Below are 22,049 nucleotides of genomic sequence, written 5' to 3'. Positions count from 1 at the left end.
TGCGACCTCTTCAAAGGCTGTACCGATGAAAGATTTCACAGACATCCCCGCTCTTATGCACGACATCGGTGTTCGCGCCAAGGCAGCCTCACGGGAACTGGCCTTTGCGTCAGCGGAGCGCAAGCACGCAGCGCTGATCGGCGCGGCCGAAGCCGTTTGGAAGAACCGCGCTGCTATTGTTGAAGCCAACGCCAAGGACCTGGAATATGGCCGCGACAAGGGCCGGAGCGACGCGATGATGGATCGGCTTCTGCTGAACGAGGACCGTATTCGTGGTATCGTGGACGGCCTGCGCGCCGTGGCGGAACAGACGGATCCCGTAGGTGCCGTGATTACAGAATGGGACAGACCCTCTGGTCTGCATATCAAGCGCGTGCGAACCCCTCTGGGTGTGATTGGCGTGATCTACGAATCCCGGCCCAACGTGACAGCAGATGCCGGCGCGCTGTGCCTCAAGGCGGGCAACGCAGTGATTCTGCGCGGTGGGTCCGAAAGCTTCCACTCGTCAGGCGCGATCCACGCCTGCCTCGTCGACGGCGTGGTCAAGGCGGGCCTGCCCGAAGACGCGATCCAGCTTGTCCCCACGCGCGACCGCGCGGCGGTGAGCGAGATGCTGACCATGACCGATTATATCGACGTGATCGTGCCCCGTGGCGGCAAAGGCCTTGTTGGCCTTGTGCAGCGCGAGGCCCGCGTCCCGGTCTTTGCCCATCTTGAAGGCATCGTGCACATCTACGTCGACAAGGACGCGGACCCCGTCAAATCGCTGAACGTGATCCTGAACGCCAAGACCCGGCGCACCGGCATCTGTGGCGCGGCGGAGTGCCTCCTGATTCACAAGGATGTCGTCGACACAATCGGGCAGGGCGTCATCAAGGCGCTCCTGAACGCAGGTGTCGAGGTGCGCGCTGACGAAACGCTGCAGGCGATCGAAGGCACTATCGCCGCCACGGACGATGACTGGGGCTGCGAATATCTCGACAGCATCATCGCCGCCAAGGTCGTCGATGATCTGGATGCCGCCATCGCCCATATCAACACCTTCAGTTCAAACCACACCGATTGCATTCTGACCGAAGATGACGCCGCCGCCGCCAAGTTCTTTGAGCGGATCGACAGTGCCATCCTCATGCGCAACGCCTCGACCCAGTTCGCAGATGGGGGCGAGTTCGGCATGGGCGCCGAGATCGGCATCGCCACGGGCAAGATGCACGCGCGTGGTCCGGTCGGGGCAGAACAATTGACCAGCTTCAAATACATCGTTGTCGGCGACGGCACGACGCGGGCCTGAGGGGTTGCCGTCGCTTGATCTGGCTGCTACCTGACATGGGCTAATCCGATACTTTTACTCGGAAAACTCGTGAGGCAGCAGTGACCGGCACCCATCCCCGGCTCGAAATCCGCAATATCGTGCGCGACTACGATGGCAAGCGCGTGGTGGATGACGTGTCTCTGGCGATCCAGCCGGGCCACGTGACCTGTCTTCTCGGGCCGTCTGGCTGCGGCAAGTCGACGACGCTACGCATCATTGCGGGTGTGGATATGCAGACCAGTGGGACGATCCATGTGGATGGCAACCTGATCTGCGACACCGTCTACCGGGTGCCACCTGAACGGCGGTCTATCGGTCTGATTTTTCAAGACTTTGCGCTCTTCCCGCATCTGACCGTGGGCGACAATGTGGGCTTTGGCCTGACCGGCTCGCGCAAGGACAAGCTGCCCCGTGTGGGCGAACTTCTCGAAAGGGTCGGGCTGTCGCATTACATCAACGAATATCCGCATCACTTGTCTGGTGGTGAACAGCAGCGCGTGGCACTCGCACGTGCCATCGCGCCGCGCCCGTCGATCATGCTGATGGACGAGCCGTTCTCGGGTCTCGACAACCGCCTGCGCGACGGCATCCGCGATGAAACTCTTGCGTTGCTCAAGGATGAAGGCACATCGGTTCTGCTGGTGACGCATGAACCTGAAGAAGCGATGCGCATGGCCGACGAGATCGCGCTGATGCGCGACGGCAAGATCGTGCAGCGCGGCGCACCCTACAACATCTACAACGCGCCTGCGGACAAGGCGGCGGTGGCGTTCTTTTCTGACATCAACCTGCTCACGGGTACGGTGCGCGGGGCGTTGACCGACACACCCTTCGGGCAGTTTCTTGCACCGGGCGTGCCGGATGGCGGGCAGGTCGAGATTGTGTTCCGCCCGCAGCATGTCGGCATCGACTTCGACCGCCACGGGCGCGGCCCCAATCCAACGCCGCTCGCGGGCGCCCCCGCGCGTGGGGTGGTCGAACGTGCCCGTTTCATGGGGTCCGAAAGCCTTGTCGAGTTTCGCATGGACCATGACCAAAGCATGATCCGCGCCACAGTGCCGAACGTCTTTCTGCCAAAGCCGGGCACCGTGATGTGGCTGACCGTCAGACGCGATCGGTGTTTTGTGTTCCGCAAGGACAGCGGGTCGGTGATCAAGACCTAATCGTCATTCTCGGAGGGCATGGTCAACGCGATCTCACCGCTTTCGGCAAGCGCCCGGATCGCGCGGACGACGGTGCTCATGGCAGCCTCCGCGTCTTTTGGTTTGACCTCCCCCATATCTTCACTCATCTCTCGAATAGAGTCCGGCATGCGGTTGGAAATATTTGATAAAATAAAGTCAACGCTGCGGATGTCGCTCTCGGCGACAGCGCCTGAAGTTACCTTGGCCAATGTCTCCTGATCGACGTCTCGGGTGATTTTGGGAACGTCGATTGCACTCATCCGATCAGGGATATGAGCGAATGTGAAGATGGATTTGCGCACCTCTTCCGCAAATCCCTTGTCGTCTTCGTCGAGCGCGGTCAGCAGGTCATCACGTGTTGTGGCGCGCGAGAAGTTCAGGATCGCACCAACCCGTTCGGATGGTTGCGCGCGGAAGGCCTTCGGTGGCTCTGAATCAAGTTGGGCGGCAAGGCTCAATCCGATCCGTTCCACCGCGTCGGGCGTGACGGCATCGGTCATGGACATCGCGTAGGTGATGCGCCGCGCCACATCCCCCGGCAGGGCACCCAGCAATTCGGCAGCTTTGGCCACTTCCAGTTTCGCCAGCATCACGGCCGCGACCTGCGTGGATTCCGACGTGACAAACCGCTTTAGCCGCGACACGGGCAAATCGGTAAGACGCTTCCAAGGATCGTCGATCTGGCGCACCCCGGCCTCTTTGCGCAGGCGTGCCGCGGTTTGTGCGCTGATCTTGCCATCCAATGCGGAAAGCGCACCGGCCATATCACCCGGAAAAGACAGGCCGATGGACTCAAGTTCTTCAACGAATTCTGCAAAAACCGAGTGCATCGTCGCGCGGTCTATGTAACGCATCTCCCCAAGGAGTTGGGTCAGCTGGATCTGTAAATCCTCGGGCAGCGCGGTCAGCGGAACCTGAGCCTCTTCCTTCAGCAGGAATTGCACGACTATGGCCGCCTTTGCCCGCTGGGACAGCCGGACAGAAGACGGACCGGCAGGTGCACCTGCGGCAGGGCGGGCCAGTGTGGTCAGTTGCGTCATTCACCTTACTCCATCCTGATCCCTGAGGATTAGGTGGCCAAGGTTAAGAAAGCGTCAGTAGCTGTAGCCCGATCCGGATTGAACCGCCAAACGCAGCGAAATTTCCGGCCAAGTCGATCGCCCGCCACGCTGACGGATCTCGCTCAGTTCGGCCCGTGCCAATTCGATATTGCCGCTTTCGACATGCCACTGGCCCATATAAGACCGTGCCAAGAGATTGTTGGGGTTGGCCGCCAACGCGCGTTCGTACCAACCAAGCGCGTCGTCCATCCGCCCTGCCTTGCGCGCGGTGAAGCCGCGATAGGTCATCACGGCGTCGCTGGTCTGATCTTGCACAGCATCCAGAACCCGCTCGGCATCGAGGATTCGTCCCGCATACGCCAGTTCCCGCACCGCATTCATGCGATCGGTGTCATTAAGGCTGCTGTCCGTCGGTTCCACACAGGACTTGGACTCAGTGTCCCACACCATTCCGTTTGTGCAGGTGGTCGTCGTCTCGGTCGGCGTCGGCGGCGTATCGCTTTCGGTGCCCACGGCAAAGGCCAGCGTCGGAGCAAAAGCGGCTGCAATCATCAGTTTGCGCATAGGGGTTTCCTTAAACGAACATGTATGAAAAAGAGGTAGGCCCAACGAAAAAGACGGCCAATCTGGCCGTCCTAAAGAAAGCGTCAGCGGGGTGGTCTTAGCCGCTTACAACTTTGCAAGTATTTGTATCGGCATCATAAACCGTGCCAGCTGCGCAAGTCATGGACGCCTGCTCATGGCCGCCGCATGCTGCAAATGTTGCAGTTGCCGTGGCGATGGTCAGCGCCGCTGTCGTCAGAAGTGTCTTGATGGTCATCAGTCATTCTCCTGTTGTAAACACGCCAAAGCTAGCACGGGTTGTCGATTTGGCAAAACGATACCTTGTCAGCGTTGCAACGGTCTGTAGTCACTGATCATTTTATAGGCTTTTTTCGGCCCGCTCACGTCCCACGTGCTTTGCCACCTTGGCCACACATCAAACGCGTAGCTGACATTGTAGGTGTCTGGGTCACACCAATGGGTGGCATTGGGAGCGTCTGCGCTGAAGCCATGGAAAAAACGCCCATCGTCGAAATCAATTTCAAAATGCGTGCCCACCTCGCGCCAGCGATACCGGCGTTCCGCATGGAAGGGCGGATGGTTGGGCAGGTGCAGCGACCCCACCTCGCAATAGGCCAGCCCGCCATCGTCGCGCGTAAAGGTTGCTGTCCCTTCAAACGTCCCGGTGCTGCCCGCCCGGTGGTCGATGATCCGCCGCACGAGGCTCCAGGTGCCTTCAAAATCCAGCAGGGTGGGCACTGTCAGCGCTGTCACGTCACTCTCCGTGCCGGGTCTGTCAGGGCAAAGCGTCTCATTTCGGTTGGCCTCTCTTGTCGCGCACCGGTCCGCAGTCTAGGAGTGCGGCGAAATTCCGCAAGCCAACCGATGAAAGGATCGCGTCCATGATCCCCCGTTATTCCCGCCCCGAAATGGTGTCCATCTGGGAACCCGCGACCAAGTTCCGCATCTGGTACGAGATCGAGGCTCATGCCTGCGACGCGATGGCCGATCTGGGCGTGATCCCGCGCGAAAACGCGGAAGCGGTCTGGAAGGCCAAGGATGTCGAATTTGATGTCGCCCGCATCGACGAGATCGAGGCGGTCACCAAACATGACGTGATCGCCTTCCTAACCCATCTGGCCGAGCATGTGGGCAGCGAAGAGGCGCGGTTCGTGCATCAGGGCATGACATCGTCGGACGTGCTCGATACCTGTTTCAACGTGCAACTGGTGCGGGCGTCGGACATCCTGATCAAGGATATCGAAGGGCTGCTGGCTGCCTTGAAACGTCGCGCCTATGAGCACAAGGACACGGTACGCATCGGCCGCTCCCACGGCATCCACGCGGAACCCACGACAATGGGCCTGACCTTTGCCCGCTTCTATGCCGAGATGGACCGCAACCTGAGTCGCATGCGCGATGCGCGTGCCGAGATTGCCACCGGCGCCATCTCCGGTGCCGTCGGTACCTTCGCCAATATCGACCCGGCGGTCGAAGAACATGTTTGCGACAAGCTGGGCCTTGTGCCGGAACCGATCAGCACGCAGGTCATCCCGCGCGACCGTCACGCGGCCTTCTTTGCGACATTGGGTGTGATCGCCAGCAGCATCGAAAACATCGCCATCGAAATCCGTCACATGCAGCGCACGGAAGTGCTGGAAGGGGCGGAGTTCTTCTCGATGGGGCAAAAGGGCTCGTCGGCCATGCCGCACAAGAAGAACCCGGTCCTGACCGAGAACCTGACGGGTCTCGCCCGAATGGTGCGTGCTGCCGTGATCCCTGCGATGGAGAACGTGGCGCTTTGGCACGAGCGAGATATCTCGCATTCCTCCGTTGAGCGGATGATCGGACCGGACGCGACGATCACGCTCGATTTCGCGCTGGCCCGCCTGACAGGTGTGATCGACAAGATGCTGATTTTTCCGGAAAACATGTTGGAAAACATGAACAAGTTTCCGGGTTTGGTGATGTCGCAGCGCGTGCTTCTGGCTCTGACGCAAGCCGGTGTCAGCCGCGAGGATGCCTACACCTTCGTGCAGCGCAACGCCTTGAAAGTCTGGGAACATCGGACCGACTTCAAAACTGAGCTGCTGAACGATCCCGATGTGGTCAAGGCGCTTAGCCCCGAGCAGATCGAAGAGAAGTTCGACCTCGGCTATCACACCAAGCACGTGGACACGATTTTCGCCCGGGTGTTCGGCGCGTAAGCCCGTTCAAACGGGCTTGGAGAAAGCAGCTTCAAAGCCGCTTTCCCACGTGCTTTCGAAAGGACCTTTTCAAGGCGCTTCGAAGCGCCTTGGCTCTTACTTCAAATGGTCTACCACCATCAGATTCTGCGCCAGTGTCTGGACCTCGTCCAACCACCGCGCCACCAGTTTGGGGTCGTACGGGGCAGCGCTGACCCCTGCCGGGATCTCCCGGTTCAGCACCGCTTCGATGGCCAGCGACACCGGCACCGACACGAGCCGCGCCATCGCCGTGCCCCGCGCATCGCCCCAGGCATCCATCACATAGGTCTTGTGCCAAACGGCCCGCCCGTCTTTCTCGGCCAGCAGATCAACGCACAGCACCACGCGATCCGCTTCATCAGGCCCGTAGGCGTTCTGTTCCAACAGTTCTGCCGCCAACTCAGCGAGCCGGTCGTCACTGGCCGTGCCCACCTCGGCAAAGATGTCGGCCCAGGCATCTGCCCAACCGTTCAGGCGCAGCGTGCCGCGCACGAATTCCTTGACCGGCCATCGCGGATCGAAGCGGTAATCTTCCATGAAGGGCAGGCTGTCCCGGTTCGGATAGACCTCGAACGCCTCTGGCTGCGCCAGGGGGGCGTCGTAGCGTGTGATCGCATCCCAAGGACGTTTGACCTCCAGCTCGGTGAAGTGACGAATCGACTTTGAGGGCGACCGCAGCGCTTTCAAAACCCCAACCGGGGCCCAGCTGAACTTGTAGCGGAAGGCATTGGCGACCTTTGGGACGCCACCGCAGTAGGATTTGAAAGAGATCACATTTTCAATATCATACGCGTCACTCTTACGGTAGTCTGCGACGAGGTGATGGGCCATAAGATGATCGATGCCCGGGTCAAGACCGACCTCGTTCACCAGTGCCACGCCCGCCATTTTTGCCGCCGTATCCAGAGCGCGCATCTCTGGCGCGATGTAGGAGGACGACACGAAATGTGCGCCGTGATCGATGGCCATCTGTGCCAGTTGCACATGCCAGTCACCGGGCAGCATCGACACCACCACATCGCCGGGTTTGACCGCCTCAGCCAAAGCCGCCGGATCAAAGACGCGAATTTCGTCAATGAGATCACCCACCGCCTTGCGCGCCTTCTCGACCGTGCGATTCCACACGGTCACTGAATGCTCGTCCTCGATCAGCCGCCGCAGGCCGGGAACCGAAGACAGACCTGTGCCACACCAATGAACTGTCATGCTGTCACCTTCTGGATATGCGTGTCGAAATAGGTTCTCGCGCGACCCCAGACACCTTCGTTGATGTCGCCAAGCGTCTTGAGATGCGGGAGGAGCTGAGCCGCGAAATCCTCGGAGGATTCCCGCGGCATGAGCGAGGGCAGGTTGTCGATCGCCATCACATCGAGCGGCGGCGCATTGCAGACCCGCGTGACTGGCGCGTCCCAAGTTGTGACGTGATCATAGACCTTGATCGGTGAAAAATCGCTGTCCGGATCGCAGGCAATATCCCCGATCACCCTCAGCTGACGTGGCCTGTCACATGTGTCTGCCGGAACAAAGACCGGTGTCCCTGGGCGTGCCAGAATGCAGTTGAAAAACAACGTATGATCAAGCACTTCCGGAAAGGGACCACCATGTGCAGTTTCCGCCATATCCCACTTGGTCACGGTCAGGCCAACCGCTTCACACAGGTCACTGGCCCCGGTTCCGACGCGTCCCAACGCGCCGATGACCAATGCGGTTGGCTTGGCACCGTTCAGCGCCGATTGCACGTCGTTCCGCATGTCCTTTGACGACGCCCAAGTGCTGACAGGCGGGCAGGGGGAACCGGCTTGTTGCGCGGCAAAAGCAAGAAGCGACACTGCAGCCCCCGCATAGCCCGCCCAGTAGCCAAAGGCTGCAACGCGCCGTCCTTTTTCGTTTTCCAAATACTCAAGGTCATAGAGCGTTCCGCCACCCGCCTTGAACCGCGCGAGCAAGCGCTGCCCTGCAGGCTGGCCTTTATAGGCGTGGCCAAACATGATGTGGCGGTGGCGCAGTGGAGTTCCATTATCCGGTAATTCTTTTAAGCCGAAAATAATCGCATCTTCGGGCGCATCCACCCAACTGCCTTCAGGCGCAATTTCGGCCCCCACTGCGGCGTAGCCGGCTGATGGAACAACCCGCGTGGCGCTCTCTTCGACTGTGACGTCGATGCCCGCCGCCAAGAGCGCGGCGACACCCTCCGGCAGCACCCCGACGCGTTCCTCGTTTTCGCGACTTTCCGCGCGCACCCAGAGATGGGTCATATATCGCACCTCATTCCAACTCGCCGCACCCTAGCCAGCGCAATGCAAAGACAAAAGCCCTCTGGAAGGCTTCTCTGGTTCAAAAATATCCACGCGCGAGGCAATCCAAAGACCACAGCGCGTCAGCGCGCACATCTCTAGCAGTGTCGTTCAGATATGCGTCTGGGCAAAAAGGCGATCCGGCGTGTCCAGATGGGGCAGCGCATTGAACTGCGTCAGCGCCAGTTGCCCTTCCAGCGGCATCCATGAACTGACCGAGGTGTTCTGGATCGACAGGCAAACATTGCAAAAGGCCGGCATGTCGAGGCCAAGTGTCAAACGCATCGCCATGCCGATCAGCCCACCTGATGTCACCACCAGCGACCGCCCCGGCAAGGCGCTGATCTCGTCCAGCGCATCTCGTACCCGGTTCTCGAAATCGGCAAAACTCTCTGGCGCGCCTTCCAGTTTGCCGTCGTGCCAATGGCTGAAAAGGCAGGGCAGGTGGCGCAGAAACCCTTCGCGGTTCGATGGCCAAGGAATGTCATGTTGATCGGCCAAAAGCTGGGAGAGCGTGAAATATTCCAACTCGTTCAACCGTTCGTCACGGGTGATCGGGCCGGGGCTTTCCGCGGCGATCGCGTCTGCGGTTTCAACGTGACGGCGCAAAGTGCCGGTCCAGACATGGGCAAACACATCGCCTTTCTGGCGGAAATGTTCCCCCAGCCAGCCTGATTGCTGGTGGCCCAGAGGACTCAGGCGGTCATAGTCGCCTTCTTCCCGGGCGCCGGTATTGGCTTGTCCATGACGGACCAGAACGATGTGCGACATGTGGCCTCGAAAAAAGGATGCACCAAAAGAAAAACGCGCCCGACGGGGCGGGCGCGTTCACAGGCCCTGCGGCCAGATCAGACTTCGTTCATGATCTGCGTTTTGGCAACGATCATCAATTCGGCCATTTTTGCGCGAATCTCGTCATCCGAGGCCTTGCCGCCGAGATCGCCCGACACTTTACGCACAACGTCCTCGTGACCGGCTTCTTCGAAATCGGCTTTCACGACTTCCTTGGCATAGTTCGCCGCGTCATCGCCGGACTTGCCCAGAAGCTCCGCCGCCCAGAGGCCCAGCAGCTTGTTACGGCGGGCTTCGGCCTTGAACTGCATTTCTGCATCATGGGCGTATTTGTTCTCAAAGGCGTTTTCGCGATCATCGAAGGTCGACATTTGGGTGCTCTCCCGGGGATGTGTTTCCTGTTGGGTTACGTATGGCCCGACGCGCCCGTCGGTTCAAGTGCGTGCGTTGCTTGCGGCACGACCCGGCATGCACTAAGAGGCACTCGACCGCATCCGCTTTCCCATGGGAACGCGGCTGAGCCGATTCCGAACTCGTGCCATCCGGCGCATTGACAGAAAGATCCCACATGGCCCGTCGCAAGAAGATTTACGAAGGAAAAGCCAAGATCCTGTACGAAGGCCCGGAACCGGGCACACTCGTCCAGTATTTCAAGGATGATGCGACCGCCTTCAACGCTGAAAAGCGGGACGTGATTGACGGCAAAGGTGTGCTCAACAACCGCCTGAGCGAGTTCTTCATGGTGGGTCTGAATTCCATCGGTGTCCCGACCCACTTCCTCAAGCGGCTCAACATGCGCGAACAGTTGGTGCGCCAGTGCGAAATCATCCCGCTTGAAGTGATCGTGCGAAATTTTGCCGCTGGTACGATGGCCAAGCGCCTTGGCATCGAAGAGGGCACGCCGCTGCCCCGTCCGATCGTCGAGTATTGCTATAAGGACGACAAGCTGGGTGATCCGCTCGTCACCGAGGAACATATCGCGGCCTTTGGCTGGGCCAGCCAGCAGGACATGGACGACATCCTGAGCCTCGCGCTGCGGGTCAACGACTTCATGTCGGGCCTGATGTATGGCGTGGGCATCAAGTTGGTGGATTTCAAGATCGAGATCGGTCGTGTCTATGACGGTGATTTCCAACGCCTGATCGTCGCGGACGAGATCAGCCCTGACAGCTGCCGTCTTTGGGACATCGAAACCGGGCGCAAGCTCGACAAGGACGTGTTCCGCCGTGACCTGGGCAATCTGGCCGATGCCTATACCGAAGTGGCCCGGCGTCTGGGCGTGATGCCGCAGAACGCGACGCCCATGGAAAAGCCGAAGCTGATCAACTGACACGGTGCCCGTTTGTGGGCGTCGCAAAAGAATATTTGAAAAAACAAGAAGGGGGACAGTCGCGCCCCCGGACAAGGCGGAGACGATCATGAAAGCACGGGTGCATGTGATGCTGAAGGACGGGGTTCTCGACCCACAGGGCGAAGCCGTGCGACACGCCCTTGGCGGGCTGGGCTTTGGCGGTGTCGACAAGGTGCGACAGGGCAAGGTGATCGAGCTTGATCTGGCCGATGGCACCTCTGAAGACACTGTGCGCGAGATGTGCGAAAAGCTGCTCGCGAACACGGTGATCGAAAGCTATCAGATCGAGATGAGCTGATGCGCGCGGCGGTCGTTGTATTCCCCGGATCGAACTGCGACCGGGATCTGGCCGTGGCCTTCCGCGAGGCGGGATGCCAGGTCGAGATGGTTTGGCACAAGGACACCACGCTGCCCTCGGGCATCGACATCGTCGGTATTCCGGGCGGGTTTTCATTTGGGGATTACCTGCGCTGCGGCGCGATTGCCGCGAATTCTCCGATCTGCGCCGAGGTCAAGGCCCATGCCGCGCGCGGCGGGTTTGTCCTGGGCATCTGCAACGGATTTCAGGTTCTGACCGAAACGGGGCTGCTGCCCGGTGCGTTGCTGCGCAATGCGGGGCTCAAGTTCATCTGCCGCACTGTGCCGCTGATCGTTGGTACCGAAGACAGTGTTTACACATCGGGCTACAAGGCTGGCCAGCAGATCGACATTCCGATTGCGCATCATGATGGCAATTACATCGCGTCCGACGAAGTGGTTGCACAGCTCACCGCCGAAGATCGGATTGCCTTCCGCTATGGCGACAACCCGAACGGCTCCACCGCCGATATCGCGGGCATTCTGTCGAGCAACCGTCGTGTCCTTGGCATGATGCCGCATCCCGAACGTGCGGCAGACGAAAAGCACGGTGGCACGGATGGCAAGGCGATGTTCGCCAGCATCGCCAGCGCGCTTGCGGCGGCTTAACGCCTGTTGAAGTACCCGTGACGCAGCGCCGCTTGAGGGGTGGTGTGGATTTGCCTATTCTATGGCAATGGCAACAGGCGTTTCCGTGATGCGAGACATGACCCGGACAGGTTCCCTGTCATGGCGGGTGCGTGTTGCGCTTATACTGTTGTCGGCTGTTGCCGTGGCCACCGTTTTCGTGACCAACCGCTTTCTCACCGACCGGTTCACCGAAAGCACCCGTAACCGGGCCGAACTGCGCCTCGCGCTGTACTCAGGCAACCTTGTTTCGGAACTGCGCCGCAATGCGATTGTGCCACAGCTTCTGGCCCGTGACCCGGCGCTCATCGGCGCGCTCAATTCGGGTGATTTCTCGCAAAGCTCTCAGCGCCTGATCTCGTTCGTGGACGAAATCGGCGCGGCGTCGCTGATGTTGCTCGACCGGGACGGGCGCACCGTTGCCGCCACGAGCCGCGAGCGGTTGGGCGAGCAGCACCGCAGCCAGGCCTATTTTGTCGAAGCCCTACGCTCGAATGCCACCGTCTTCACTTCGCAGCGACAGGAAGTGGGCAGCTACAATTTCAGCTATTCGCGCCGCATCGAAAGCCAGGGGCAATCCATCGGTGTGATCGTTGTCGAAGTGGATCTGGCCAAGTTCGAACGCGCCTGGGCAGGTATTTCGGACGCTGTCCTGGTCACCAACAGCGAGGGCGAGATCATTCTCGCGACAGAGCCGCGCTGGCGCGGACAAACCGTCGAAACTGCCTTGGAACGCCAACCCGCCGACAGCGCCATTGAACGTGCGATCCGGGCCACTGCGGATTGGACTGCCTTGCCAGCGGACGCGTATTTCCAAGGCGAGGCGGTGATGCGCGTTGAAGGCCGTATCCCCTTTAGGGGCTGGAACATGGCATCCTTCACCACCTATTCGAGCGTCCGCGAGAGGGTGAATGCGGTTCTAGCGCTCGAAATCATGGGATTCGCGATTCTGCTGGCGCTTACCTTCTATGCCCTCAGCCGCAAGACCGCGCTGCGCATGGCGCTTTTCCAGCGCGAGTCGGCAGAGCTTCGCGCATTGAACCAGCGGCTGCAGCGGGAAATCGCCGAACGCGAACGGGTGCAGGAAACGCTTGTGGTGGCCGAACAGACGCTGGCGCAAAGCTCCAAACTCGCCGCATTGGGCGAGATGTCGGCGGCGGTCAGCCATGAATTGAACCAGCCTTTGGCGGCGATGAAGACCTATCTGGCCGGAGCCAAGCTTTTGATGCGGCGCAACCGGATCGAAGAGGCGCAGGCGGCGTTCAGCCGGATCGACGATCTGATTGAACGGATGGGTGGCATCACGCGGCAGCTCAAGAGCTATGCGCGCAAAGGCCAACAGGCATTTTCCCCAGTGAATATGGGCGATGCGCTCGCCTCAAGCCTGTCGATGATGGAGCCTCAGCTGAAGTCACGGAAGGTCAAGATCACCAAGATCCTGCCCGAAGACAAGGTGCTGGTGATGGGCGACCGAATGCGGATCGAGCAGGTGATGATCAACCTGCTGCGCAACGCGCTGGACGCCACCAAAACCGTGTCCGACCCACAGCTCGAGATCATCCTTGCCAGCGGTGAGACGGCAACGCTCACCATCCGCGACAACGGGCACGGGATCGAAGACCTCGATGCGCTGTTTGAACCCTTCTACACCACCAAGCAGCCGGGCGACGGCGTGGGGCTGGGGCTTGCCATTTCCTCGGGGATCGTCAACGACCTAGGAGGACGGCTGCTGGCCCGCAACGCTGAAGAAGGCGGGGCGGTGTTCGAAATGCAGCTACCGATCTTGAACGACCAAACGCAGGCGGCGGAGTGAACCCATGGGCAAAGCCATGAAGATTGCCATTGTCGATGACGAAAAGGACATGCGCCAGTCGATCAGCCAATGGCTGGCACTGTCGGGCTATGACACCGAAACCTTTGCCAGTGCCGAAGAGGCGCTTGGTACTCTGGGGGCGGATTATCCGGGCATCGTGATCTCGGACATCAAGATGCCGGGTATGGATGGCATTCAGCTCCTCCGAAAATTGATGGGATCGGACAGCGCGTTGCCGGTCATCATGATCACCGGTCACGGCGATGTGCCGATGGCGGTCGAAGCAATGCGCATCGGGGCGTTCGACTTTCTGGAAAAGCCGTTCAACCCGGACCGCATGTCGGACCTTGCCAAGAAGGCCACCAACGCGCGCCGCCTGACGCTCGACAACCGGGCGCTGCGCCGCGAGTTGGGCGACGGCACGCAGATGATGCGCACGCAGATGATGCGCAAGCTGATCGGCACCAGTCCCGCGATGGAACGCCTGCGCGAGGACATTCTCGATCTCGGGCAGGCCGATGGTCATGTTCTGATCGACGGCGAAACCGGCACAGGCAAAACGCTTGTGGCCCATGCGTTGCACGCCGTAGGCAGCCGGGCGGGCAAGAAATTCGTTCTGATCTCCTGTGCAGCGATGGACGAGGACACGCTGATCCGGCGTCTGTTCGGCCCGATGATGCCCGACGACACCCGTTTGCCGGCTGTCGAAGAAGCCCGTGGTGGGACGCTGGTGCTGGAAGATATCGAGGCGCTGTCTGACACCGCTCAGGCGCGACTTCTGACAATGATCAACGATCAGGGCACGCCGCCGGAAACCCGCATCGTCGTCATCTGCAACCTGCAGGACGAAGGGCGCACTTGCGAAGACGCGCTGCGCCCGGACCTCTATTACCGCCTCGCCGCGCTCAAGATCACCGCGCCGCCGCTGCGCAACCGGGGTGAGGACATCCTGACGCTCTTCACCGCTTTGGCCGACCAGTTCTCGGATGAATATGGCTGCGATGCCCCTCAGGTCAGCGCGCAGGAAGCCGCGCAACTCTTGCAAGCGCCGTGGCCCGGCAATGTGCGCCAGTTGATCAACCTCGCGGAACGCGCTGTGCTGCAATCGCGTCGCGGCACGGGCACGATCGCATCGTTGCTGATGTCAGACCATGACGAGATGCAGCCTGTGATGACCACCGAAGGCAAGCCGCTCAAGGAATATGTCGAAGCGTTCGAGCGGATGCTGATCGACAACACGATGCGCCGCCATCGCGGGTCGATTGCGTCGGTGATGGACGAGCTGTGCCTGCCGCGCCGGACGTTGAACGAAAAGATGGCCAAGTACGGCTTGCAGCGCTCCGATTACCTCTAGGCGGGCAAGCCCTTTCGAAGGGGCTTGGGACGGATTTTCGAAAATCCGTCCCGCTCACCCAGCTGCGCGCATCAGCATGCCGTAAAGGTCGCGCGGGTTGTCTGGATCGGCCAGCAGGTCAAGCGGCAGGTTCAACCCGGTCTCGCGCGTCAGATCATGCACCATACGCAGGGCCGAGAAATCCTCGATCGCAAACCCCACGCTGTCGAACAGCGTGATCTCCCGCGCATCACGACGGCCCGGCATGGCCCCTGTGATGACCTGCCAAAGTTTCGTCACCGGATGATCCGGATCCAACTGCTGGATCTCTCCTTCGATCCGCGTTTGCGGCGGATATTCCACAAAGATCGACGACCGCTTCAGGATCGCCGCGGCCAGTTCCGTCTTGCCCGGACAATCGCCACCGATGGCGTTGATGTGCACGCCGCTGCCGACCATGTTATCGGTCAGGATGGTCGCGTATTGCTTGTCCGCCGTGCAGGTTGTCAGGATCTGCGCACCTTCGATAGCCGCTTCTGCGCTGTCGCAGGACACCACAGTCAACCCCGTTCCTGCGAGGTTCGCCGCACATTTCACCGTTGCGGCCGGATCCTTGTCATAGAGCCGCACCGTGTCGATCCCGCAGATGGCCTGCATCGCGATGCTCTGAAACTCCGCCTGCGCGCCATTGCCGATCATTGCCATTGTGGTCGCTCCCTTGGGCGCGAGGTACTTGGCCGCCACCGCCGACATTGCCGCTGTGCGCAGCGCCGTAAGCAAGGTCATTTCGGACAAGAGCACCGGATAACCCGTATCCATATCCGCGAGCAGCCCGAAAGCCGTGACGGTCTGCAACCCTTCGGACGTGTTCTTGGGATGCCCGTTCACGTACTTGAACGCATAGAGCGCATCGTCTGCCGTCGGCATGAGTTCAATGACACCCACAGGGCTGTGCGCCGCGACACGGGGCGTCTTGTCGAAGCTTTCCCAGCGGCGGAAATCCTCTTCGATGGCCTTCGCGATCCGGCGGATCATCTTTGCCAATCCCACGCGATGCACCAGTTGCATCATGTGGTCGACCGACACGAAGGGCACCAGGGCTTTTTCTGACGGTTGCATGGCGGCCTCTTCAGATCATGCGCGGGGTGGGGCGGTCAAAGATGCGACGCCCCAGCGCCGAGGCGGCGAGGTCGACCATCAATTGCGCCGTGCGCCCACGCTCATCGAGCATCGGGTTCAGTTCGACCAGATCAAGCGAGGTCATCAGCCCGCTGTCACACAGCATTTCCATCACCAGATGCGCCTCGCGCACCGTAGCGCCACCGGGCACGGTCGTGCCCACAGCAGGCGCATAGGCCGGGTCGATAAAGTCCACATCCAGCGATACATGCAGCGCGCCGCCCGCTTTGGCCACATCTGCGAGGAACGGCTTCAGCAACGCCGCAACACCGGACTCGTCGATGGCGCGCATGTCGTAGCCGCGCACGCCGGTGCCTGCCATCAGCTCACGCTCGGGCAGATCGACGGAGCGGAGGCCGATGATGCAGGTTTTGCTGGGAGGAACAATCGCGGGCAGGGCGGGGAAGCCGTCAAAGCCGCTTTGCCCTGTAGCATAGGCCAGTGGTGTTCCGTGAAGATTGCCGGAGGTCGTCGTTTCCAGCGTGTTGAAATCGCTATGCGCATCCAGCCAGAGCACGAATTGCGGACGCCCCTCTTGCGCGGCATGCGCTGCAACACCAGGCACTGTGCCCAGCGACAGAGCGTGGTCGCCGCCCATGAAAATCGGCAAACCCTGCTGCATGGCATCCTGCGCCGTGCGCATCAGCGCAGTGGTCCAACCGATGGTTTCCGACAGATTCACCAGACCGTCACGTTCGGGAATGTCATTGGCATCCGGCGCGACATTGCCAAGATCGGTCACGCTGTGTCCCAAGGCGGTCATGGCGCGGGCGATCCCGGCGGTGCGGTAGGCATCGGGGCCCATCAGACAGCCTTTGCGGGCCTTGCCGCAATCCAAGGGTGCGCCAACCAATACGATGTTCTGTGCCTGCATCAATCCTGTCCTCATGTTGCTTGAGTGGGATATAGGGCGCAGTTCGGGTGATCTGAAACTGGTCAAAGTGATCAATTCGAGATACTATTGATCATAATGTTAGATAGCAGGATCAAAATGGACAGCACGGACAAGAGACTGATGTCGATCCTCCGCCACAATGGTCGCGCATCGGTGTCTGACCTTGCAACAACACTCAACCTGTCCCGCGCCACCGTTCGGTCTCGGCTGGACCGCTTGCAAGCATCGGGTGATGTAGTTGGCTTCACCGTGGTGTTGAAAGAGGACGTATCCCGCGACCCGGTGCGCGCCCTGATGATGATCGGGATCGAAGGGCGTGGGACCGACCGTGTGATCCGTCAGCTGACCAGTCTGCCGCAGGTGCGGGCGCTCCATTCCACCAATGGGCGGTGGGACGTGATTGCCGAACTGGGGACCGAAACTCTGGAGGCGCTGGACGACGTGCTGTCCCGCATCCGCAAATTCGACGGGGTGTCCCAGTCGGAAACGTCTCTTTTGCTGTCGACCCGGAAAAGCGGCGCTTAAGCGGGCTTGCGCGCCGCCGCGATCCACAGGCCCATCAGCACAAGCGAAATGACCATGTTCCAGCTGGCCATCGACAGGCCGAACATTTCCCACGGCACCTCGTCACAACGCACCAGCGGCGCGTTCATGATCTGATCGAACAACTCGTCCGTGGACAGGCCGCCGATTGGCCCGGATGAGCACGTGGTCGGACCCTCCCACCAGCCGCGCTCGACCCCCGTGTGATAGGCGCCAACCGCAGCAGTGGCGAACGCCGCCAATGCTCCAAGCCATGCCACTGCGGCATTGCCGAACCGCAACGCAACCGCACCAAGCGCAATGGCGACCACATGCGGATAACGCTGCCAGATGCAGAGCTTGCAGGGTGGCAAACCACCAATGTACTGAAACGCAAAGGCGCCCAGCATCAGCGCCAGAGACCCTCCGGCAGCCAAAAGCATCAGCATCCGACGGTTTACCGTCATAGGAACTTCACCACGTAAAACCCTCCGAGCAAGAGCACGACGAAGAGCGTGAACATCAGCCCCAGTCGCTTTTCGATGAAGTGCCGAACTGGCTCTCCAAATGCCCGCAACAAACCCGCTACGACAAAAAACCGCAAGGCCCGCGCGATCACGGATGTGACAACGAAAGTGGTCAGCGGCATCGCCGTCCAGCCGGACATGATGGTGATGACCTTGTAGGGGAATGGGGTCACACCGGCGATCAGCACCGCCCAGAAGCCAACCCCGTTGAAACGATCGTTGAACGCCGCCATCGCATCGGCCTTGCCCAAGGCGCTGAGGATCGGCTCTCCGAGTGTTTCGAAGAAGAAATAACCAATTGCATAGCCCAGCATGCCACCCAGCACCGAAAACACGGTGGCCACCAACGCGATCAGCCACGCCCGCGACGGCCGCGCAAGGATCATCGGAATCATCAACACGTCAGGCGGAATTGGGAAAACCGAGCTTTCCACAAAGGCCACAACCGCAAGTACCCAAAGGGCGCGGGGATGGTCGGCCAAGGACATGGTCCACTGGTACAGGCGCTGCAGCATGATGGCTCCGAATGCGGGTTGTCTGGCTAAGACCACGCACGGCTGGACGGGTCAAGTCCACAGCTTTGACATGCATTTTTGCGCTGGACGAGGAGAATGAGCTTGGGTAGGGATTGCGCGAGGCCCAAGTGGCGGAATGGTAGACGCAGGGGATTCAAAATCCCCCGCTGGCAACAGCGTGCGAGTTCGAGTCTCGCCTTGGGCACCAACAAAATCAACTACTTACCACCTATTCCGCAAAAACTTTGTTACATTATTACAAAACTTTGCGTTTATTTTGTGTATTTGGAAATGCGATTTTCGTTCTTGGTCGTGTTCGAATCTGTTGGCTTGTGCAAAAAAAAAGCGCCCCGTTGCAGGGGGGCGCTTTGTTTGGATGGGCTTTCGTGGCTTAGGATGTCAGCGGGTTCCACGCATCAAGAGCAGATTTCACCGCCGAACTTCCACGGAGATGGCTGTAATGAGCAATCATCACACTTGTCCGGTGACCAGTGATTTCTTTAATAATGTTGTCCGGGTATCCAGCTTCAACTAACTCAGTGACTTTAGTATGTCTCATAAAGTGAGGAGTATATATTCTTTCCAAGCCACAAGAGTCACAAAGTTTCTTGAATTGTCTGCTAAAGTCATTAATGTGACCTGTTTTTGTGTCTGCGGCAAAAACATAACCTTCGTTTTTTCCTATCGTTTTGGAGATACTTTGAAGTTCTTTTATTACCAGAGATGGCAAGGGTTGATGTCTTTTCCCGCTCTTTGCGACTGGAAGGAATACCGTTTCATTGCGCCAATTAATAGCCTCCCACTTCATTGTAAGAATCTCCTTATGTCGCATTCCTGTTCCAAATCCGATGAGCAAAAACAAGTAAAGCATTGGGTGGTGTTTGCCATTTTTTGCTGCTTCAAATAGCTTCATCTTTTCGTTTGGCCATATTCTGTCTCTGCCGTGGTAATCCTCTTGATATTGCTTGACCTTAAATGGTGCAGACGAAATGAAACCTTCTTCAATGGCAAATTTACATAGATGATTAAGCATAGATAAGTTGCGATTTACAGTTGAATGGGAAATACCTTTTTTGGAAAGAAGGTTTGCCCGAAATCCGTTTATTAAGCCATTGTGAAGGTCCTTGATTTTATACTGACCCAAATATGGTAGGATGTGAATGCGTAAATGTTGCTCTTTCTTTTTAAGGTTCTTACCTTGATGAATCTCAAGGTGTTTCAGGTAAATAGATGCAACCTCATTGAGAAAAGGCTCAGTTCTGTTTTGGTTTTTTGCATAAAGATTTAGATCTCTTTCCTTTTGTGTTCTCAAAAGATTTGCAGCCTGAATTGCTTCAGACAGATTAATTTTTCCACTATTTGCGATTTTTTCCTGATACCTCTTTCCATTAAGCGTAAAGCTTGCATAAAATGTCGTGCCATATTTATTCTTTGTAGCCCGAAGGTTACTGCCATATACAGATTGACCAATTTTCATAGATTTTAGAATTGATGCTGTTAGTTTATTGCTTGTTTTGGGCATTTTCTTTTCCTTACATTTTGCTCCCGTCGCAGTTCATAGTAGGGCTTGTGGGGTTGTTGATTTGCTTTGCGACTGGCTTTGAAATGGCAAATGAAGTCCGTGCCTGGCAATACTTTAAGCGGTGACACCATCATAAAAGTTATGGCGCTAACTTAACCGTTTATAAACAATTGTTTACAATTTTCGCATTAAATTTTTTAACGAATAGAATTAAATAAAATATGATGTTTTGAGGGAATATAAATGAATGAATTAATTGCCAATGTGATTCGCAGCCTTTTTTCGGCATCGGTTGCATAGATATTGCCATTTCATAAGGAGTAGCGATTCAAGATTTGAGCTTTCCTGTTTCGCCAAGCAACACCCGACACTTGGGCGGACCATCTGTTGCTTGGCCAAGGCCGTAAGACTCCATAATTGCTTTGGTGCTATCCGTTCGCGCTCTTCATCAGACGATACACCGATGCCCTTGAAATGCCCAAGTCACGGGCGATGTCACTTGCTCCAAGTCCTTTTTGGCAAAGTTCAGCAATCTTATGGGCATTGATGCTTGGTGGTCTGCCCTTATACACGCCTTTGGCCTTAGCTTTTGCAATACCTTCTTTCTGCCTGCGCCTGATGATTGCACGCTCAAATTCTGCGAATGCCGACATCAGGTGTAGTTGCAGCTTAGAAAATGGGTCGTCGTCGGATGCTGTGAATTTCAGGTTCTCAGATAGAAATGCCACACTGACACCCTTATCATTCAATCTGGCCACGATATCCTGACAATCTCGCAGATCTCTCGCAAGGCGGTCAATGCTATAAACTATGCATTCATCACCTTCACGGGCGAAATCAATCATCGCCAGTAGGGCAGGACGATTGTGGGATGATGCACCAGATAGCTTTTCCTCAAAGACCTTATCAACTGGTCCGAGATCCTGACGGTCAAGATTCTGGTCTTCTGAACTTACGCGGCGATATCCAATCTTCATAGTGATGCTCCATCTGTCTTATATGGGTCTGGAGTTATCCGGGAGAATGTATTTTATCCAGGATTCGGACCCAAAAAAGACACGAATTCCGAACCACTGGAACTGTTCGGTAGGGTAGAGCCAAATAAGACAAAAGTTCTCAACGCTGGCACCAACAATTTTCTACCATAGTAGTATAGGTGTCAGACTGGCTTGCCTTTACAGTGTAAGGAAAGTTAGACAGGGAGTGCAGCTTGTGAGCAAGGTCTTGTTGATTGGAATGATGATGCTTTACGCTGTGCTCTTTTTTGGATTAGTCCAAACACTACCTGTGTAAGATGCCATCAGTGGTTGGGCTTCAATCTGCACAGTTTTCTGACCACTGTTCCCGCTCACGATTCCAACACTGTCCGATTGCCGCTTTTGCAACGCGCAAATGGTCAAGTGGGTCACCGGCGAACTGTTCGTTGCATTCTAAGATGGCTAAATCCTTGCCGTCTCGTTCCACCCATATGTTGATATCATAGTAGTGAATACCGTTGCGGTAATTTTCGTAGTTTGTGCTTGCAGCCACGGTGTAGCTGTAACTGTGGTTATAGAAGGTCACATAATATACATCTGTGCTGCCCCACCCATTCCAAGGTGTGTAATTTACCGTTGCGACAGGTTCTCGCAGCACCAGTTCAGGTTTTCCATCGGGTCCAAAGCTGTAGGTGATGTGGTAATCTTGGATGGATAGTGAAAGCTGTTTTGCTCCCACTGTGCAGCTCAGGAAATTGCCTTCTATAGCCGCAGCCAGTGTGGGTAGCAGGGTGATGGCAAGAATGGCGGGTCGCAGCATCGGTCAAATATCCAACTCAGGCAGTGCTTTCACGATTTTCACAGTCTCCAAGCTCACGGCGGTGTCAGCAAATCGTGTTGGTTCGCTCTTTGTTCTTACGTGCCAGTGAGGTATGCTGAGGCTTCCGAGGCCCGAGGAGACCCGCCATGCCCCGCTTCGATCCGACCGAATTCGGCCGCCTGCTTGCCCGCCTGAGC

Annotated in this window: 24 protein-coding genes and 1 tRNA gene; 10 read left to right on the top strand and 15 right to left on the bottom strand. The window is 57.9% G+C overall.

Translation table 11 applies throughout. The features are described 5' to 3' along the window. Window positions 1-25: 25 nt before the first annotated feature. Both JJ869_RS12925 and JJ869_RS12920 read left to right on the top strand, forming a co-directional pair. Entirely contained in the window at window positions 26-1,291 is a 1,266-nt protein-coding gene (locus JJ869_RS12925) for a glutamate-5-semialdehyde dehydrogenase (protein ID WP_292267708.1), read from the top strand. 80 nt (window positions 1,292-1,371) lie between these two features. Next, complete coding sequence (locus JJ869_RS12920; RefSeq protein ID WP_292267707.1) at window positions 1,372-2,475, top strand: ABC transporter ATP-binding protein; 1,104 nt, start codon at window positions 1,372-1,374, stop codon at window positions 2,473-2,475. Here JJ869_RS12920 and JJ869_RS12915 read toward each other — a convergent pair. The 4 genes from JJ869_RS12915 to JJ869_RS12900 form a co-directional block, all read right to left on the bottom strand. Next, window positions 2,472-3,536, bottom strand: coding sequence for a FliG C-terminal domain-containing protein (locus JJ869_RS12915; protein WP_292267706.1), 1,065 nt, complete (start codon window positions 3,534-3,536; stop codon window positions 2,472-2,474). The genes JJ869_RS12920 and JJ869_RS12915 overlap by 4 nt on opposite strands. A gap of 54 nt (window positions 3,537-3,590) precedes the next feature. Continuing rightward, entirely contained in the window at window positions 3,591-4,121 is a 531-nt protein-coding gene (locus JJ869_RS12910; RefSeq protein ID WP_292267705.1) for a tetratricopeptide repeat protein, read from the bottom strand. A 97-nt stretch (window positions 4,122-4,218) separates the two neighbouring features. Continuing rightward, window positions 4,219-4,377, bottom strand: a complete 159-nt coding sequence (locus JJ869_RS12905) for a chitin-binding domain-containing protein (protein ID WP_292267704.1) — start codon at window positions 4,375-4,377, stop codon at window positions 4,219-4,221. Between the two features lie 68 nt (window positions 4,378-4,445). Further along, the gene (locus JJ869_RS12900; RefSeq protein WP_292267703.1) at window positions 4,446-4,874 is read right to left on the bottom strand and encodes a DUF6314 family protein; all 429 of its coding nucleotides are present in this window, start codon (window positions 4,872-4,874) and stop codon (window positions 4,446-4,448) included. Between the two features lie 128 nt (window positions 4,875-5,002). Between JJ869_RS12900 and purB the strand changes: the two genes are divergently transcribed. Further along, a complete protein-coding gene (purB, locus tag JJ869_RS12895; RefSeq protein ID WP_292267702.1) occupies window positions 5,003-6,307 on the top strand; it encodes an adenylosuccinate lyase in 1,305 nt (434 codons plus the stop codon). A gap of 96 nt (window positions 6,308-6,403) precedes the next feature. Here the strand turns inward: purB and JJ869_RS12890 are convergent, their stop codons facing one another. The 4 genes from JJ869_RS12890 to JJ869_RS12875 all read right to left on the bottom strand — a co-directional run bounded on the left by JJ869_RS12890 (window position 6,404) and on the right by JJ869_RS12875 (window position 9,785). Continuing rightward, window positions 6,404-7,534 (bottom strand): saccharopine dehydrogenase family protein, encoded by a 1,131-nt coding sequence (locus JJ869_RS12890; protein WP_292267701.1) that lies wholly within the window; start codon window positions 7,532-7,534, stop codon window positions 6,404-6,406. Next, window positions 7,531-8,583, bottom strand: coding sequence for a saccharopine dehydrogenase (locus JJ869_RS12885; protein WP_292267700.1), 1,053 nt, complete (start codon window positions 8,581-8,583; stop codon window positions 7,531-7,533). Before JJ869_RS12885 ends, JJ869_RS12890 begins: the two co-directional genes overlap by 4 nt. 150 nt (window positions 8,584-8,733) lie before the next feature. Beyond that, complete coding sequence (locus tag JJ869_RS12880) at window positions 8,734-9,393, bottom strand: histidine phosphatase family protein (protein ID WP_292267699.1); 660 nt, start codon at window positions 9,391-9,393, stop codon at window positions 8,734-8,736. Window positions 9,394-9,470: 77 nt separating this feature from the next. Continuing rightward, window positions 9,471-9,785, bottom strand: a complete 315-nt coding sequence (locus JJ869_RS12875; protein WP_292267698.1) for a DUF1476 domain-containing protein — start codon at window positions 9,783-9,785, stop codon at window positions 9,471-9,473. A gap of 197 nt (window positions 9,786-9,982) precedes the next feature. Between JJ869_RS12875 and purC the strand changes: the two genes are divergently transcribed. From purC to JJ869_RS12850, 5 genes are all read left to right on the top strand, one after another. Further along, window positions 9,983-10,744 (top strand): phosphoribosylaminoimidazolesuccinocarboxamide synthase, encoded by a 762-nt coding sequence (gene purC, locus JJ869_RS12870; RefSeq protein WP_292267697.1) that lies wholly within the window; start codon window positions 9,983-9,985, stop codon window positions 10,742-10,744. Between the two features lie 88 nt (window positions 10,745-10,832). Next, the gene (gene purS / locus JJ869_RS12865; protein WP_292267696.1) at window positions 10,833-11,063 is read left to right on the top strand and encodes a phosphoribosylformylglycinamidine synthase subunit PurS; all 231 of its coding nucleotides are present in this window, start codon (window positions 10,833-10,835) and stop codon (window positions 11,061-11,063) included. Continuing rightward, complete coding sequence (purQ, locus tag JJ869_RS12860; RefSeq protein WP_292267695.1) at window positions 11,063-11,731, top strand: phosphoribosylformylglycinamidine synthase subunit PurQ; 669 nt, start codon at window positions 11,063-11,065, stop codon at window positions 11,729-11,731. Before purS ends, purQ begins: the two co-directional genes overlap by 1 nt. Before the next feature lie 97 nt (window positions 11,732-11,828). Beyond that, complete coding sequence (locus JJ869_RS12855; RefSeq protein WP_292267694.1) at window positions 11,829-13,562, top strand: ATP-binding protein; 1,734 nt, start codon at window positions 11,829-11,831, stop codon at window positions 13,560-13,562. Between the two features lie 4 nt (window positions 13,563-13,566). Continuing rightward, a complete protein-coding gene (locus tag JJ869_RS12850) occupies window positions 13,567-14,916 on the top strand; it encodes a sigma-54 dependent transcriptional regulator (RefSeq protein ID WP_292267693.1) in 1,350 nt (449 codons plus the stop codon). Window positions 14,917-14,970: 54 nt separating this feature from the next. Here JJ869_RS12850 and JJ869_RS12845 read toward each other — a convergent pair whose 3' ends face one another. Both JJ869_RS12845 and rocF read right to left on the bottom strand, forming a co-directional pair. Continuing rightward, entirely contained in the window at window positions 14,971-16,014 is a 1,044-nt protein-coding gene (locus JJ869_RS12845) for an ornithine cyclodeaminase (RefSeq protein ID WP_292267692.1), read from the bottom strand. A gap of 10 nt (window positions 16,015-16,024) precedes the next feature. Next, on the bottom strand, window positions 16,025-16,948 hold the full coding sequence (gene rocF, locus JJ869_RS12840; RefSeq protein WP_292267691.1) for an arginase: 924 nt from the start codon (window positions 16,946-16,948) through the stop codon (window positions 16,025-16,027). A gap of 117 nt (window positions 16,949-17,065) precedes the next feature. Between rocF and JJ869_RS12835 the strand changes: the two genes are divergently transcribed. Further along, entirely contained in the window at window positions 17,066-17,494 is a 429-nt protein-coding gene (locus JJ869_RS12835; protein WP_292267690.1) for an Lrp/AsnC family transcriptional regulator, read from the top strand. On the opposite strand, the gene JJ869_RS12830 is transcribed toward JJ869_RS12835, so the two are convergent. Next, window positions 17,491-17,958: a disulfide bond formation protein B gene (locus tag JJ869_RS12830; RefSeq protein WP_292267689.1), complete on the bottom strand. Its 468-nt coding sequence runs from the start codon at window positions 17,956-17,958 to the stop codon at window positions 17,491-17,493. The two genes, JJ869_RS12835 and JJ869_RS12830, sit on opposite strands and share 4 nt — an antisense overlap. Beyond that, entirely contained in the window at window positions 17,955-18,533 is a 579-nt protein-coding gene (locus tag JJ869_RS12825) for a YqaA family protein (RefSeq protein ID WP_292267688.1), read from the bottom strand. The genes JJ869_RS12830 and JJ869_RS12825 overlap by 4 nt, the downstream gene beginning before the upstream one ends. A 122-nt stretch (window positions 18,534-18,655) precedes the next feature. On the opposite strand from JJ869_RS12825, the gene JJ869_RS12820 reads away from it, so the two are divergent. Next, a tRNA-Leu gene (locus tag JJ869_RS12820) sits at window positions 18,656-18,741 on the top strand. A 183-nt stretch (window positions 18,742-18,924) separates the two neighbouring features. On the opposite strand, the gene JJ869_RS12815 is transcribed toward JJ869_RS12820, so the two are convergent. The 3 genes from JJ869_RS12815 to JJ869_RS12805 form a co-directional block, all read right to left on the bottom strand. Then, the gene (locus JJ869_RS12815) at window positions 18,925-20,055 is read right to left on the bottom strand and encodes a site-specific integrase (protein ID WP_292267686.1); all 1,131 of its coding nucleotides are present in this window, start codon (window positions 20,053-20,055) and stop codon (window positions 18,925-18,927) included. Window positions 20,056-20,483: 428 nt separating this feature from the next. Then, window positions 20,484-21,032, bottom strand: a complete 549-nt coding sequence (locus tag JJ869_RS12810; RefSeq protein ID WP_292267685.1) for a recombinase family protein — start codon at window positions 21,030-21,032, stop codon at window positions 20,484-20,486. Between the two features lie 337 nt (window positions 21,033-21,369). Then, complete coding sequence (locus tag JJ869_RS12805) at window positions 21,370-21,852, bottom strand: hypothetical protein (protein ID WP_292267684.1); 483 nt, start codon at window positions 21,850-21,852, stop codon at window positions 21,370-21,372. Between the last annotated feature and the right edge of the window lie 197 nt (window positions 21,853-22,049).

Origin of the sequence: Marivita sp. (assembly GCF_017643905.1) — a bacterium.
Classification (GTDB): Bacteria; Pseudomonadota; Alphaproteobacteria; order Rhodobacterales; family Rhodobacteraceae; genus Marivita.
The sequence above is the reverse complement of the archived record's forward strand: the minus strand, read 5'-3'. Positions and strand labels throughout refer to the sequence as shown.